The organism is Brevibacterium antiquum (assembly GCF_016107655.1).
In the GTDB taxonomy this organism is placed as follows: domain Bacteria; phylum Actinomycetota; class Actinomycetes; order Actinomycetales; family Brevibacteriaceae; genus Brevibacterium; species Brevibacterium antiquum.
This window is the reverse complement of sequence record NZ_JABASX010000002.1, coordinates 58929-73860: the sequence shown is the minus strand read 5'-3', so window position 1 is coordinate 73860 and position 14932 is coordinate 58929. Positions and strand designations below refer to the sequence as shown.

The 14932-nt window shown below is 64.5% G+C and carries 13 protein-coding genes; all 13 read right to left on the bottom strand.

Annotation, left to right across the window (positions count from 1 at the left end; translation table 11 throughout):
- Positions 1-127: 127 nt before the first annotated feature.
- The 13 genes from JFC13_RS03645 to JFC13_RS03585 all read right to left on the bottom strand — a co-directional run bounded on the left by JFC13_RS03645 (position 128) and on the right by JFC13_RS03585 (position 14687).
- Positions 128-775, bottom strand: coding sequence for a hypothetical protein (locus JFC13_RS03645; RefSeq protein ID WP_198395761.1), 648 nt, complete (start codon positions 773-775; stop codon positions 128-130).
- A 109-nt stretch (positions 776-884) separates the two neighbouring features.
- Entirely contained in the window at positions 885-1511 is a 627-nt protein-coding gene (locus JFC13_RS03640; RefSeq protein ID WP_198395760.1) for a hypothetical protein, read from the bottom strand.
- 5 nt (positions 1512-1516) lie between these two features.
- A complete protein-coding gene (locus tag JFC13_RS03635) occupies positions 1517-2728 on the bottom strand; it encodes an N-acetylglucosamine-6-phosphate deacetylase (RefSeq protein ID WP_198395759.1) in 1212 nt (403 codons plus the stop codon).
- Positions 2729-2745: 17 nt separating this feature from the next.
- Positions 2746-4863, bottom strand: a complete 2118-nt coding sequence (locus JFC13_RS03630; RefSeq protein ID WP_198395758.1) for a S9 family peptidase — start codon at positions 4861-4863, stop codon at positions 2746-2748.
- Between the two features lie 44 nt (positions 4864-4907).
- Positions 4908-5600: a hypothetical protein gene (locus JFC13_RS03625; protein ID WP_198396067.1), complete on the bottom strand. Its 693-nt coding sequence runs from the start codon at positions 5598-5600 to the stop codon at positions 4908-4910.
- Positions 5600-7057, bottom strand: coding sequence for an ATP-binding protein (locus JFC13_RS03620; protein WP_198395757.1), 1458 nt, complete (start codon positions 7055-7057; stop codon positions 5600-5602). The genes JFC13_RS03625 and JFC13_RS03620 overlap by 1 nt, the downstream gene beginning before the upstream one ends.
- Positions 7054-7806 carry a response regulator transcription factor gene (locus tag JFC13_RS03615; protein ID WP_198395756.1) on the bottom strand — a complete coding sequence of 251 codons (753 nt, stop codon included), beginning with the start codon at positions 7804-7806 and terminating at the stop codon, positions 7054-7056. The genes JFC13_RS03620 and JFC13_RS03615 overlap by 4 nt, the downstream gene beginning before the upstream one ends.
- Positions 7796-8191: a monovalent cation/H(+) antiporter subunit G gene (gene mnhG, locus JFC13_RS03610; protein WP_198395755.1), complete on the bottom strand. Its 396-nt coding sequence runs from the start codon at positions 8189-8191 to the stop codon at positions 7796-7798. The genes JFC13_RS03615 and mnhG overlap by 11 nt, the downstream gene beginning before the upstream one ends.
- Positions 8188-8880, bottom strand: a complete 693-nt coding sequence (locus tag JFC13_RS03605) for a monovalent cation/H+ antiporter complex subunit F (RefSeq protein WP_198395754.1) — start codon at positions 8878-8880, stop codon at positions 8188-8190. Before JFC13_RS03605 ends, mnhG begins: the two co-directional genes overlap by 4 nt.
- On the bottom strand, positions 8877-9470 hold the full coding sequence (locus JFC13_RS03600; RefSeq protein ID WP_198395753.1) for a Na+/H+ antiporter subunit E: 594 nt from the start codon (positions 9468-9470) through the stop codon (positions 8877-8879). The genes JFC13_RS03605 and JFC13_RS03600 overlap by 4 nt, the downstream gene beginning before the upstream one ends.
- The gene (locus tag JFC13_RS03595; RefSeq protein WP_198395752.1) at positions 9467-11050 is read right to left on the bottom strand and encodes a Na+/H+ antiporter subunit D; all 1584 of its coding nucleotides are present in this window, start codon (positions 11048-11050) and stop codon (positions 9467-9469) included. Before JFC13_RS03595 ends, JFC13_RS03600 begins: the two co-directional genes overlap by 4 nt.
- Positions 11047-11646, bottom strand: a complete 600-nt coding sequence (locus JFC13_RS03590) for a Na(+)/H(+) antiporter subunit C (RefSeq protein WP_198395751.1) — start codon at positions 11644-11646, stop codon at positions 11047-11049. Before JFC13_RS03590 ends, JFC13_RS03595 begins: the two co-directional genes overlap by 4 nt.
- On the bottom strand, positions 11643-14687 hold the full coding sequence (locus JFC13_RS03585; protein WP_198395750.1) for a Na+/H+ antiporter subunit A: 3045 nt from the start codon (positions 14685-14687) through the stop codon (positions 11643-11645). The genes JFC13_RS03590 and JFC13_RS03585 overlap by 4 nt, the downstream gene beginning before the upstream one ends.
- Positions 14688-14932 lie beyond the last annotated feature (245 nt).

The window sequence follows — 14932 nt, the reverse complement described above, 5'->3', positions numbered from 1 at the left end:
CGGACACGGACGCGATCAGTCGCATGGACTCGATCGGGCACACGGTACGGCTCGTCTGCGACGGTGCACGGCTGTCACCAATGATGTGTGGGTCGGCGGGGTCTCCGCCGATGGTGAGGTTCTGAGTTCAGACGAGAGCGGGCGGTCCGCGTCGGTAGTTCGGGCCGACGACGGCAGAGGTGATGGCCTGCGGCAGGTGGAACTCGCTCTGGACGAGTCGGGCCGGGAATTCGGCCAGTACGCCGACCGCCTCGGCGAGTGACCGGAGTGCGGTGGCGACCGGTCCCAGCGCCAGCTGCAGGATGGTGAGAATGATGTCTTCGCCGCGTTTGAGAGCCACTGCGGTGACGATGACCGCTGCGATGTGAGCAAGTACCATGGCCAGGCTCGCACTCGAGCCGTCACCGGCCATGTGCGACATCGGATGGGACATCGACCCAGCCTGGTCCAAGTCGAGAGCACCGGTCCCGTGGTTCATGTGCTGGTGGCCCATGGCCGTTCCGGTCGTCGTTGCACCGGTGGAAGCGGGTGCGGCGGTGAACCACCCCATCGACAGGTGCATGAGGATCTGGCCCAAGCCGAGCAGTGATCCCAATGCCAGATATCCGAGCCGACGACCAGCGAGGATCATTGCGGCCCATAAGGCGAAGACGAAGACGATCACGATGCCGACGAACGAGGTCGTGCCACCGGCGCCGACGTGCATCAGCACGGCCAGCAGAGTCGTCATGAGCGCGGCGAAGAGAGCACGAACCGACTTGTTCGAACCGGTCATATCTCTCCTCTCCTTGGGCTGCTCGCGCAGATGGCACCGTGGCTGAGCCTCAGGAGACTCAAATCTTCTACACAGTGTAGAATCAAGAGTACCCGCGACGCCAGAGAGGTTACATCCTCAGCCAGGTGTCAGCGGTCTTCTTGATCATGGCTCCAGCTTCTTCGGCCGAGTCCAGCCAGGTCACAGGTTGGCCTTCGGGGTCGATCACCGCGTCGGAGAGGACGATGACATCGAAGTTGCAGACGAGAGCGGCCATCGCGGAGGCACGAACCGATCCCGGCAGATCGCCGGCGCCGGTGCCGTCAGAAGCGCCGGCGCCGTCGGAAGCATCCGCGTCGAGCGGAGCATCCGCGTCGACCGGGGCATTCGCGTCATCAGCGACATCGGCATCGTCAGCGACATCGACTGTATCCACATCGTCGAAGGACTCGACTGTGCTCACGTCCCCACCGGCGATGACGATGCGGTCAATGCCCATGTCGTGGAGACCGGGGGCCAGGTCTCGGATGCCGTCGAAGACGTCAGGCTTCTCCGAACGCAGCACGAGGTCCTCTTCGTCGGGCACGAAGATGGACAGCTCCTCATCGGCGACGTCGAAGAGTTCGTCCTTCGTCGAAGCGAAGATGAGGACACCGCCGACGGTGCGAGTACGGCCGACGATGTCGACTAAGATCTCGGCGTTGTCGTCGGAGATGTAACTGGCGTCGTCGGTGTCTATGAGGAGCAGGGCATCCATGTCTCCTATCGTGCCATGTTCTCTGTTCGGATGCTCATGTCCGCGTTCAGCAGCAGGTGCTCGGAGGGCATTCCCACGCGCAGCAGACTGAGCTCATCCTCGGCGATGACCCCCAGTGCCCGCAGCGGCACCAGGCTCGCGGCCCGGACCGCCTCAAGTGGAGTCATGCCCACCTCGGTGACTGCTCTCATCACCGCATCTTCCATGGTCAGGGTGGAGCCGGCAATGGACCCGGTCGAACCGTCCTCACCCAGCAGGCGCGCCACGGAATCCTCCACCTGCACCGGCAGAGATCCGAGCATGTATCGCCCGTCAGCCATCCCAGTCGCGGCCATGGCATCGGTGATCAGCGCGATCCTGTCGGGCACCAGGCTCGTCAGCATCCTTGCAGGAGCAGTCGCCACGTGCACTCCGTCGTTGATGAGTTCGAGCGTGACGTGTCCTGCCTCGATCGCGGCGAGGATCGGACCGGGCGCCCGGTGGTGGATGCCGGGCATAGCGTTGAACGTGTGGGTGAGGATGCTCGCGCCCGCGTCGAAGCCACGGGCCGCTTCCTCGTAGCCGGCCGCGGTGTGCCCGATGGCCACTCTCACCCCCGCCGAGCTGAGCCGTGAGATCGCGTCGAGCGCACCGGGCAGTTCGGGGGCGATCGTGATCTGGGCCAGCGTTCCGTCAGCAGCCGTCAGGATCGATTCGACCGCCTCGGGGGTGGGAACCGTGAGCACTTCGGGTGCGTGGGCACCCTTGAAGTCCGGGGACAGGAACGGACCTTCGGCATGCAGTCCGAGCACGCCAGGCTTCTCCCTCACGAGCCTGGCTCCGGTCGTCAGGGAGTCACAGAGACCCTCGATCGTGTCCGAGACGAAGGACAGGGCGAGCGCCCGGGTTCCGTGCCGGCGGTGGACGGCGAGCACCTCGTCGAGTCCGTCATCCCCGTCCTCGGCGCTTGAGCCGCCGGCCCCATGGCAGTGGATGTCGACATAACCGGGGGCCAGGTACACGCCTTCTGCATCGATGGTCCTCACTCTCGCCGAGGTGCTCAGGTCCTGCCAGCCCGAACCGCGGCCGCGCGCAATGACGACTCCCCCGGCCTCGGCAAGCCAGTCATCGGACGTTTCCACGGTGAAACCAGCCGGATCGCCGTCGAGGATGATGGCGTTGTGGATGATCGTGTCCGCGGGCCTCGCCCTATTCACCCGGTCGTTGTCGGTCGTCATCGTTGCGGAGTCCCCCTTCACCCTAGGGTGCGGGCGCGTTGGGCGTCGACGTCGAGGACGTGCCTGTCGAGGAACGCCAGGACCGTGCGATACCAGACCTCGGCATTGCCGCGACCGGCCACCCAGTGACCTTCGTCGGGGAAGTACAGGAAGCGATGCTGAGTGTGCCCCTCCGCGTCCAGCGGTGTCTTCGACCGGGACAGCAGGTCGTACCAGAGTTCCTGCCCCTGCCCGATGGGCACCCGGTAGTCCTTGTCACCGTGGATGACGAGCATCGGCACCTCGATCCGGTCGGCGAACAGGTGCGGCGAATACGTCCCCGACTGCTTCCGCATGGCCACGTCCCATGAGGCGTTGTCCGTGGTCCGTCCCATCGACGTTGTGTTCCACAGGGAGGCGTGCGTGATGATGCATCTGAACCGTTCGCTGGTGTGCCCGGCCACCCAGTTCGCCATGTACCCGCCGTAGGATCCGCCGGCCAGAGCGGTGCGCTCGGCATCGATGTCGGGGCGTTCGATGGCTGCATCCGTGAGTGCGAGGATGTCTGTGAAGGGTGCCCCGCCCAGTTCCTGCTGACCGCGGTCGATCATCGACTGGCCGTAGCCGGTGGAGATCGCCGGATCCGGCAGGAGCACCGCATATCCGGCGGCCGCGAACGGTCCCGGGTTCCACCGATAGGTCCAGGAGTTCCAGGATCCCCAGGGCCCGCCGTGGGCGAATACGACGAGTGGGAACGGACCTTCCCCGTCGGGCAGAGCCAACCAGGCTCGCACCTCGGTGCCGTCGTCACCAACGGCGGCCACCTCGGTGAGGGTGCCTGCTCCGTCGATGACGTTCGCCGGGTTGGCAAGCTCGCTGATCTGCCCCGAGATCAGGTCGATGGCGATGGGCAGTGGTGCGACATCGATCGCCGAGGCGGTCGCCACGACCGTGATTCCCTGCACCTGCAGTCCTGCAAAGGCATATTTCTGCCCCGGACCGCCCACCAGCCGCCGAGGCTGTTCGTCGTTGACTTCACCGATGAAGACACTGCCGCGTCCGTGGTCGTCAGCGGTTGCCACGATCGTCGAATCGTCGGCCCAGACGGGGTCGAACCAGTGATCGGCTTCGGGCCAGACTGTCTCCAATGACCCTGTGTCGAGGTTGAGGAGCATGAGCGTCGCGGACAGATTCGTCTTCGACGTCCAGAACTGCTCCCGGGTGACCAGGGCATGGGTTCCGTTGGGGCTGATCGCGTCGATGCCGAAACCGTGGTCGGCGGCAGCCTCGACCAGCAGGCGGGGCGCACTGTGTTTGTGCAGGTCGATCTGCCAGATCTCGCTGGCCTCGAGCTGACCCGAGATCGGCTTCTCGACCTGGACGAGAACGAACTGTGCTTCCTCGTCAACGGCCCAGTCGACGAGTCGTCCCGACGGCAGCGGCAGGTAGCGAAAAGTGAGTCCGGTGGATGCGGCTGTGGTCGAATCTTCGCTGAAGCTGGTGGCCTCGGCGGTCGGGGTTGTGGACGTGGGACCGTCGGACGTGGTCGTTACGGATTCGGCAGCGTCCCGTGCGGCGTCGGGGGTGAGGTCCTCGTCGAATTCGTCGGTGATCTCAGTCAGGTCTGCGACCGCGAGAGTCTCCTGTCCCGGACCCAGGTCATGATCCCAGTGGCGGATGGGGAAACCCGTGTGGAGGATTCCGCTGACCTTCGATTTCCTGCGTTCCTGACTGTATTCCTGGTGTTCGTCCTCGTTCGCAGCCCAGGTGTGGACGGGGAACTGCACGATCATGGAGTGGCCTTTGACCGCGATTCGGGAGAATCCGCCGTCATGATCGGCGAGCTTGCGTGCTTCCCCGGTCTCCGGCAGGGCCCAGAGGCTGGGGCTTTCGGCATCCTTGCCGTCTTCGCCGGTGCGCTTGGCCGCGAAGTAGACGGTGCCCGAGTCGCTGATGGCGGCCGGGCCGATGGACTGATCGCCGCGGGTGATTCGGTGCGGTCGTTCACCGCTGATATCTGCCAGGTGAGAGAGGTAGCTGCTGCCCTCGTCGTTGAGGAAGGAATACTGGGCGATGACACGGCCGGTCTGGTTCGTCAGGAGGCCTTGCAGTCGTCGGGCATCGAGGAGAGCAGTCACAGCGTCGTTGATCGTCATAGAACCATCCTAGGATCACCGCCGATGTTCGGGCCTGCAAACTTCTATTTGAATCTCGGGGCGGGAACCTTTTCGCCGTCGATGGTGACCGTGGGCAGCATCTGCTTGAACTCCTCTGCCGCGTCCGTGTCCGTTTCGAGAGCGCGCATCTCGACGCCGATGTCGACGAGGCGCCCATTGGTCTGATATCCGATCCGGGTCCCGTACATGACTGTCGGCTCCTGGTTGATCGCGAAGATCTCCGTCGGACCGAGCACACCTTGGTAAGACCAGTAGGATCCGGCCGCGAGGCTGCCCGTGCGCTGAGAGATCACCGAGGAGTCCGGCTCCGCGAACGTGTATTTCTTCTTCGCATCGACGACTGACTGCGGAGACTCGTCGTAGCCCTTGCTGCAGGTGATGAGGATCGTGTCGCTGTCGGCGACGGAGGTTCCGCGGGAGAAGGAGTGGAAATCGTCGGTGGCCGATCCCTGAGTCCAGTCATCTGTCATCGCAACGCTGACGTCGACGGGGCATTCGGCGCCGAGGTTGACCGAGACTTCCTTCATCCCCTTGGGGATTCCGTCGTCAGGAGGTGCCGTGCTGCGGTTCTCGCCGGCCTTCTTCTGCACTGCCACACGGACGGGACCGGAATCCCGTTCTGCGGTGCGGATCTGCAGAGCCGAGCAACCGCTGAGGGCAAGACTGCACAGTGCCGCTCCCGCCACGACTGTTCGCACCTTCGCAGCGCGTGTCATCACCGTTCGTCCCTCGGCCGCAGCTCACGGCGGCTGCGTGGCTGCTGTCCCGAATCCGGCTGCTGTGTCTGAGGCGGCTGCGCCGGAGGCTGCTGAGGCTGCGGCGGTTGCTGCTGCCAGGCCTGTTGCGGTCCGGGCTGGCTGCCGTAATACTGCTGCGGTCCCGGCTGGCTTCCATAGGCCTGCACCGGGCCCGACTGCGGACCGCCAGCACCCTGCACCGGGCCCGACTGGGGTCCAGGCTGCGGCCCAGACTGCGGCGATGCCTGTGGGTTCCCGGGTGTCCGGCCCACGCCGGGGCCGGGCTTGAACTGGGAGTGCTGACCAGAGTCCGGTGGGAAACCGCCGCCCAGGGATTCTCCCGTCGACCGGTGGACGAGGTTGCCGTCGACTCGCTCGAGACGTCGCTTCGAGGTTCTTCGCGGTGTGCCCAGGATCCGTCCCTGAAGCTCCGCCTCATTGGGCTGCCGAGGAGGCAGGAATCCGGGAGACTGCCCCGAGTCGGGAAGCTGCACCGGCTGGACCGGATGAGATCCGGCCGCGGCGTGCCCGACCTGATCGGCCATCGGCGGCACCGTCACCTGCGCGGCGTCGCCGAGAACCGGCAGCACCATACGCACCGAGGTGCCCACACCTTCTTGGCTGAACAGCTGCACCGAACCGCCGTGACGGGTCACAATCGCCCGCACCAGTGACAGTCCCATGCCGGAACCGGCCACTGCCCGAACGCGCGAGCCGCGTGAGAGTTCGTCCCACACCTGCTCCTGCTCGGTCAGCGGAATGCCGCTGCCGGTGTCGGCCACCTCGACGACGACCCAGCGGTGGCTGTCGATGATCTGCTCATTGGCACGCAGTTCGACGACTTCGGCCTGAGAGGAGTATTTGAGCGCATTGCCCAATAGGTTGAGGATCGCTGTGAGCAGCAGATCTTCCTCACCGGCGACATCGGGCAGACGCCAGGGGGCACGGGCGACCGTGGCCACGATCATGCGGTCTTCGGCGCCGGGCGCCGTCGATGCATCCTCGACGGCCTGGTGGATGAGCCGATCGAGATCGACTCGGGAGTATTCGATGATGCGGGTCTCGACGTCGGCGAGTTTGCGCAGGTCTGCGAGGAGTCGCGCGACCCGGCGCGAGGAGATGTCGACCTGTTTGGCTGAGGATTCGACTTCGCTGATCGAGCCGCCCTCGCGGACGACGTCGCGGATGCTCGCGGCCGAGGTGCGCAGCGCGGTCAGCGGATTCTTCAGCTCGTGATCGAGTCGGATGAGCATCCGATTGCGTTTGGCCAGGGAGTCCTCACTCGCCGCCGTCTCAATCGACTCCTTCAACGCGGCCTCACGTCTGCGCAGATACCTCCAGGCGAAGAAGGCACCGACGGCCAAACCTGCCAGCACGAGGAACAGCAGGAGCAGGAACAGCCAGATCTGGATCTCGAAGACCAGAAAGTTCGTCATGGGGACCTCTGACCATCTTCCCCTCGGACCTCACCGACGAATCTGTAGCCCCGCCCCTGCACGGTGGCGATCCATCGAGGTTCGGCGGCGTCCTCCCCGAGGACTCGGCGCAGTTCGGCCACACGGGAATCCACCGCACGTGTGCCCACGGCCTCTTCGAAGCCCCACAGGATCTCAAGCAGACGGGACCGTTCGATGAGTTCGTCCTTGTGGACCATGAGGTATTCCAACAGGGTGAAGCCCTTGGGCGTGATGACAAGTTCGCGATTGCCCATCCAGGCGCGCCTGCCCACACGATCGACGCGCAGACCGAAGCTCGAAGCCAGCACCGGAGCAGTGGCCAAGGGAGGCCCGTCTGTCCGGGTCCGACGCAGCACCGCGCGGATGCGCGCCACGAGCTCGTGCGGGTCGAAGGGCTTGTTGAGGTAGTCGTCGGCACCCTCTTCGAGCGCCATCGCCCGCTCAACGGCCTCTCCGACCTGGGTCAGCAGCAGAACCGGGACCCAGTTCTCCTCCTGGCGCAGCCGTCGCAGAACCTGTCTGCCATCGGCACCGGGCATGAGCACGTCGAGGACGCAGACATCGGGACTGTGCCGGTGGATCTCGTCGAGGGCCAGCAAGCCATCGCTGGCGGCGAGCACCCGAAAACCGGATCGTTCGAGGAAGGGGACGACGGCGCCGAGGACATCGGGTTCGTCATCGGCGACCAGCACCAAGGGCTGGGGTTCGTGCTGAGTGTCAACCGTCATTGTGGTCCGTTCCGATTCCTTTTCTGCGTTCCCACGCGGCTTCCCTGGCCTCTGCCCGATCGACCGCCTCGGCGAGCTCATCTCGGTACAGCATAGAACGACGCAGGTGCTTGGTGCGATAACCGGCGCGTCCGACCATGTGCGTGGCCACGGGGATCGTGACGAGCTGGAACGAGATGACGATCGCCAACGTCGTCACCGTCGACCATGCCGGGTACTGGATCGCAATCGCGACAGCCACCATCAGCAGCCCCAGGATCTGGGGCTTTGCACTCGCGTGCATGCGTGAGAGGAGATCGCCGAAGCGCAGCAGACCCAGCGCGGCAGCCAGCGACAGCACCCCGCCGAGGAGGATGAGCACCGCAGAGATGATGTCGAGGATCATCGGCGTCCACCTTCGTCGTCATCTGTTTCAGGTCCGGTGCGCTCACCGTCGTCGGAGTCCTCGGGTCCCGAGTCGGGTCCCGTGCCCAACCCCTCGCCCTGCGCCTCCGGGTCGGCGTCGGGATCGACGCTGGGTTCGGCGCTGGGGTCGGCAACGGCACCGGGGTCGGTTCCCTGGTCGAGTCCCACGGTCACTGGCTCTTCGTCTTCCTGCACGGTGATCGCATCGGGTCCGTCGGCGACATCGGAGATTCCGCGGGCCACGTCATCGGGCCACTCCTCACCGACCGAGGATTGTGCCTGCTGGCGGGTCTCGGTGTCACTGTGCCCCTCGGCGCCATCGGCTGATTCCTTGGGCATGTGCCAGTCCGAGCTGGAGAAGTCACTGAGTGAGCCCACCTCCGCGCCGGGGGTCATGGAATCGGACTTGGACACGTACCGGGAGACGCTGACGGAGCCCACGAACCCGAGCATCGCCAGCACGATGAGCACGGGCAGGAGGTCCGTGCGACCGGACAGGGCCATGAACCCGCCCAAACCGCACATGATGGAGGCCAGCACGACGTCGGTGGCGATCATGCGATCGAGGATCGAGGGCCCACGGACGATGCGATAGAGGGCGATGATCGCCGAGGAGGCCAGCAGCACCGAGGCCATGACCACGAGGGTGTCGAGGACGATCTGGCTCATCGGTCACCTCCGCGTTCGTCGGCCAACGGATCGGGGTTGACCTTCAGTGCAGCGAGGTCACGGTGGGAGCCGAGGGCTTTGATGAGCAGCTCTTCGATATGGTAGACCAGCTCTTTCGCGTTGAGGACCTTCTCCTCGGAATCGCAGTCGAGAACATGCAGATAGAGGACGCCCAGCGCCCGGTCGCTGTCGACGATGATCGATCCGGGGATGAGGCTGGCGGTGTCGGCGACGAGCGTCATCAGAAGGTCCGAACTCGTGCGCAGGTCGCAGGCGATGACCGATCCGGCGCCCACCGCCCGGGGCCGGAATGCGTACCAAGCCACCTCGACGGAGGCGATGATGAGCGAATAGAGGAACCACAGTCCGTAGCTGAGGGCGTGGATGATGTTGAACCTGCCGGAGAGCACCACCGGCGGCAGATAGAACACGCGGGTCACGACCAGGGAGAGGACGACACCTGTGATGATGTGCATGAGCGATACCGCATCCCAGAGCATCACCCACAGCACCACGAGAAAGAACACCAGCACGAGCTGCTGGACGAAGCTTCGTCCCTTCGTCATCCGAGGTGGCCTGTTCGGGCTCATGAGTCATCACCGCCCAGCACGGTCGTCACATAGTTGACAGGCGACTGCAGGTTCTCCGCGGCACGGTCCGACATATCCCACAGTGGGGCTGCGAAGACCGTGAGGACGATCGACGCAACCACGACCACAGTGGTGGCGGCGAACATCGATCCCGGAACGCCGATCTGCGACTTCCAGGGCTTGCCCGCGAGCTTGGCCTTCTTGCGTTCGGCGAATTCTGCGACGAGCTCTTCGTTCGGCTCCTCCGCATCCGCGGGGTCACGCCAGAAGGCCAGGTTGAAGGTACGCCCGATGACGTAGAGGGTCAGCAGGCTGGTCACCGTGCCGGCGACGATGAGGCTGACAGCGAGCCAGTCGTGGTCGGAGAAGCCGGCGGCGAAGAGGGCGACCTTGCCGATGAACCCGGAGAACGGCGGGATGCCGGAGAGGTTGAGGGCAGGGATGAAGAAGACGATCGACAGCGCCGGTGAGAGCACCATGAGCCCACCCAAGGACCTGGTCGAGGTCGACCCACCTCGCATTTCCACCATTCCTATGGCCAGGAACAGCGCGGTCTGGACGATGATGTGGTGGACCGTGTAGTAGATGGCGGCAGAGAGTCCGACAGTGGTCCCCAGCGCCACACCGAAGAGCATGTAGCCGATGTGGGAGACGAGGGTGAAGGACACGATCCTCTTGATCTCCGACTGGGCGATTGCGCCTAAGATTCCGACCACCATCGTCAATGCTGCCGCTATCAGGAGAGGCACTCGCAGAGAGGATTCGGCGAACAGCAGCGTCTCGGTGCGGATGATCGCATAGATGCCGACCTTCGTCAGCAGCCCCGCGAACACAGCCGTGACCGGGGCTGGAGCGGTCGGATAGGAGTCGGGCAGCCAGAAGGACAGCGGGAAGATCGCGGCCTTGATGCCGAAGCCGATGAGCAGGAGGACATGCAGGATCATCTGCACATCCGGCGGCAGCTCGCTCAGCCGCTCGGACAGCTGGGCCATGTTCACTGTTCCGGTCGCCGAGTAGATGACGCCGATCGCTGCCAGGAAGATGATCGAGGACACGAGCGAGACGACGACGTAGGTCACGCCCGCCCGGATCCGCTCGGCCGTGGCACCCAGTGTCAACAGCACATAGGAGGCGACGAGGAACATCTCGAAGCCGACGTAGAGGTTGAAGAGGTCACCGGCGAGGAAGGCGTTGGCGACACCCGCGCACAGCACCAGATAGCTGGGGTTGAACACGGAGATCGGGGTCTCGTTCGAATCGTCGTTGGCATCCTGGCTGAGCGCGTAGACGAGCACGCACAAGGTGACCAGGGAGGATACGACGAGCATGAGCGAGGAGAGCCTGTCGGCGACGAGCACGATCCCTGCGGGCGGCTCCCACCCGCCGATCGCCACGACCTGCGGGCCGTGGGCGTCGACGCCGAAGAGCATGATGAGGGAGATGATCATGACCGCGCTGAGGATCAGAATCGACACGATGTTCTGCGCCCGCGAGTGCTTCGACAGCACCAGTGCCAAGCCTGCACCGAGGAGGGGCAGGAGGACGGGCAGCGGCACAAGCATGGGAAGGAGATCCATCATTTCTTCTCCTCCGTCTCGGTTCCTTCGGAACCTCCGCCGTCCTTGTTCGCCGAGGTGGCCCCGGCCCTGCCCGTGCCCGCGCTGTTCTCGGCCCTGTCCGTGCTGACCTCGTTGTCTTCACGTTCGTGGGGCTTGCCGTCGTCGTCGAGGTCGATGGCTCCGGTGATCGGACTCTCGGCCTCATCACCGAACTCGGTGTCGTCGTAGTCCGTGCTCGCCTCCGCCTCGGAGTCGATCATCTTCGTGATCGCCACCTGCAGGTCGGCGGTGTCGTCCTGCAGCGAATCGGCGCGAACCAATCGCCAGGAGCGGTAGATCATGGCCAGCAGGAACGCTGTGACCGCGAACGTGATGACGATGGCCGTGAGGATGAGCGCCTGTGGCAGCGGATCCGACATGCCCTCCGTGGACAGGTTCTTCCCGTCAGTCAACGGCGGAGCTCCCCTGCCTGCGGTGAGGATGATGAGGAGATTGACTCCGTTGCCCAGGAGGATGAAGCCCAGCAGCACACGGGTCAGCGAGCGTTCGAGCATGAGGTAGATGCCACAGGCGAAGAGGAATCCCATCGCCAGCACCATGATGAAGGGCACAGTCATAGCCGTCCCCCTTCCGCGCCGTTGTCCACGTCGAGGTGGTTGACACGGTCGAGGATCGAGGAGACCGCATCGTGCTCGGCCTCGGCGCTGAAGTTCTCCGAGAGGTTGTACGACTGGTTGAGTCGATTGGTCAGCACCATCTCATCGCGCTCCTGGTGCAGGTCCACCTCGGCGCCCAATGATCTGAGGATGTCGAGCATGAGGCCGACGACGATGAGGTAGACGCCGATGTCGAAGAACGTCGAGGTTCCGAACGACAGGTGCCCGAGCACCGGAATGTCGCCCTCGAGATAGACGGACTTGAACACGGTGTCGCCCCAGATCCAACCGCCGACGCCGGTGAGCACGGCCATGATCATTCCGGTTCCCAGCATGCCCGAGGGGGTGAAGCGGGCTGCCTCGGCGAGTTCGAATTTGCCGCCGGCGAGGTAGCGCACGACCAGTGCCAGACCGGCCACGAGGCCACCGGCGAAGCCGCCGCCGGGTTCGTTGTGGCCGGCGAAGAGGAGGTAGAGGGAGAAGATGAGGACAGCGTGGAAGACGAGGCGGGCGGTGACCTCGAGGATGATGGATCGGTTGCGTGGGGCCAGTGTGCGTCCGGCGATGAGCCAGGAGACTCGCCGCTGTGTCACATCCTCGCGCTGAGAGGCGTGGAAGTTCCCGATCTCCTCGGCGACGGGCTGGAAGCGCACCCGCCCCTGCAGCTCGGTGCCGTCACGGCGGGACACGAAGCGGTGGAGGTGTCCTTCACGGCCGCGGACGAAGATCAGTCCGGCGATTCCGGTGCCGGCAGCGACGAGGACCGAGATCTCACCGAGGGTGTCCCAGACGCGGATGTCGACGAGAGTCACGTTGACGATGTTCTTGCCGTGGCCGAGTTCATAGGCGAGCTGACCGAAGTCCACGGAGACCGGGTCGCTGATGCGCACACCGGCGGCGATGAGCACGACCACCATCATGGTCACGCCGACTGCGGCACCGATGATGGCACGCCAGGCCGGGGTGAAGCGTCCGGTGCTCTGACCGATCCGAGCCGGGAGTCGGCGCAGGACGAGGACGAAGACGACGATGGTGATGGTCTCGACGAGAACCTGGGTCAGGGCCAGGTCCGGAGCTCCGACGAAGGCGAAGTAGGCGACCATCGCATAGCCCGAGATTCCGGTGACGACCACGGCGGTGAAACGCTTCTTTGCGCGGGTGGCTGCGACCGCGACGATGATGAGGACCGCTGCGATGATGAGGTCGAGCGGGGTGTCGAAGAGTTTGAAATCGATGTTCCAGGTGTCGTTCGAGATCACGGCCAGACCGATGCCTGCGACGAGGACGAGGTAGATCACGCTCTGGTAGAACGGCAGCGAACCGCGCTGGGTGCGGGAGGTGACCCACAGGGCCAACCTCTCCATCCAGCTGATCAGCTTGCTGTAGAGGTCGTGGAAGTCCAGGCCCGAGGGCAGCGTCGACTGGACCTTGGCAAACGAGTCGCGGAGGAAGAAGAGGCCCAGACCGACGGCGATCGTGATCGCGGACAGGGCCAGTGCAGGTTCGAGCCCGTGCCACAGGGCCAGGTGGTAGTCGCCGTCGCCGGGGTCGATGACCGGCAGCGTCGAGGTCCAGGCTCCGAAGTAACCGTCGATGAGCCCGGCGGCCGGTCCCAACGCCACGGTGAGCACGGTGAGCATGACTGGGGAGATGATGAGCGTGATCTTCTCATCGCGGCGGGCGATGTCGTCGACGCCCGCTTTGCTCGAGAACGCGCCCCAGACGAAGCGTGCCGAGTAGGCCACGGTGAGCATCGACCCGATCATGACGCCGATCAGCGCGATGATCGATGCCTTGTCCCCAGAGGCCAGCAGGGTCGAATAGACCGCTTCCTTGGCCACGAAGCCCAGCAGCGGCGGCAGGCCGGACATCGAGGCTGCGGCAATCGTGGCGCAGACGGCCACGACGGGGAAGGCCTTCCAGCCTCCGGAGAGCTTCGTCAGGTCACGCGTGCCGGCACGATGGTCGATGATGCCCACGCACAGGAACAGACAGGCCTTGAACAGGGCGTGCGCGATGAGCATCGATAGCGCGGCTTTGGTGATGTCGGGTGTGCCGAAAGAGGCCATCGTCGTGAGGAATCCGAGCTGGGAGACCGTGCCGAAGGCGAGCAGAAGTTTGAGGTCGGTCTGCTTCAGGGCCTGCCAGCCGCCGATGAACATCGTGAGCAGACCCAGCGTGAGCAGGGTCTCCGACCATCCCGGCAGTGAGTGGTAGCCCGGTGCCAGACGCAGAATGAGGTAGATCCCCGCTTTGACCATCGCCGCTGCATGCAGGTAGGCGCTGACCGGGGTCGGTGCTGCCATGGCGCCGGGGAGCCAGAAGTGGAAGGGAATCAGCGCGGACTTCGAGACCGCACCGACGAGGATGAGGATCACGGCCGTGACGATGACGGGCCCGGTGTCCAGACCGAGACTGGCGCGTTCCATGAGTGTGGAAATCTGGCCTGTTCCGGTCGCGGCCATCAGCAGAATCATACCCACGAGCATGGCCAGCCCGCCGGCCGTGGTGACGATGAGGGCCTGCAGTGCGGCCTGGCGGGAGCGACGGCGGGATTGGCTATGGCCGATGAGGAGGTAGGAGAAGACCGTGGTGCCTTCCCAGAACAGGTAGAGCATGAGGAGCTCATCGGCGACGACGAGTCCGTACATCATTCCGGCGAAGGCCATGAAGACTGCGGCGAACCGGGCCAGGCCGGGCTCATCGGGCGGGAAGTAGCGGGCACAGTAGACGAAGACGAGGGCACCGACGCCTGTGACCAGAAGACTCATGATCCAGGAGAGTTCGTCGAGGCGGAAGATCCCCTCGAGGCCGAGTGCCGGCAGCCAGTTCATGCTCTCGACCAAGGGCGAACCTGCGGACCCGAAGATGTCGGGGACCTGGGCCAGGCTGAAGATCAGCGCGGCGAACGGCACCAGCGCAAGGAAGAAGAACCCGTTGCGACCGAGGCGTCTGACCAGTGGGTACGCAATGACAGCAGCCCCGAAAAAGGCTCCTGTCATGACTATCACCGGCGGACACCTCCGTCATTTATAAGATTTGCCAGAATGTAGTGCTCAACATTATTTTCTCACGACACCCCGCGTATCTCCCAATCAATGAGGCCGTTCGCAGCAGTCATTATGAACACATTCTGTTCAGATTCCACGCCCGTTCCACGCCCATTTGACACAGGTTCTGCGCGAATTCTGCTCGATTCAAAACGTTCACTGCCGGCGAAGTCGACTTGGCAGAGGGGGTGGGGGCG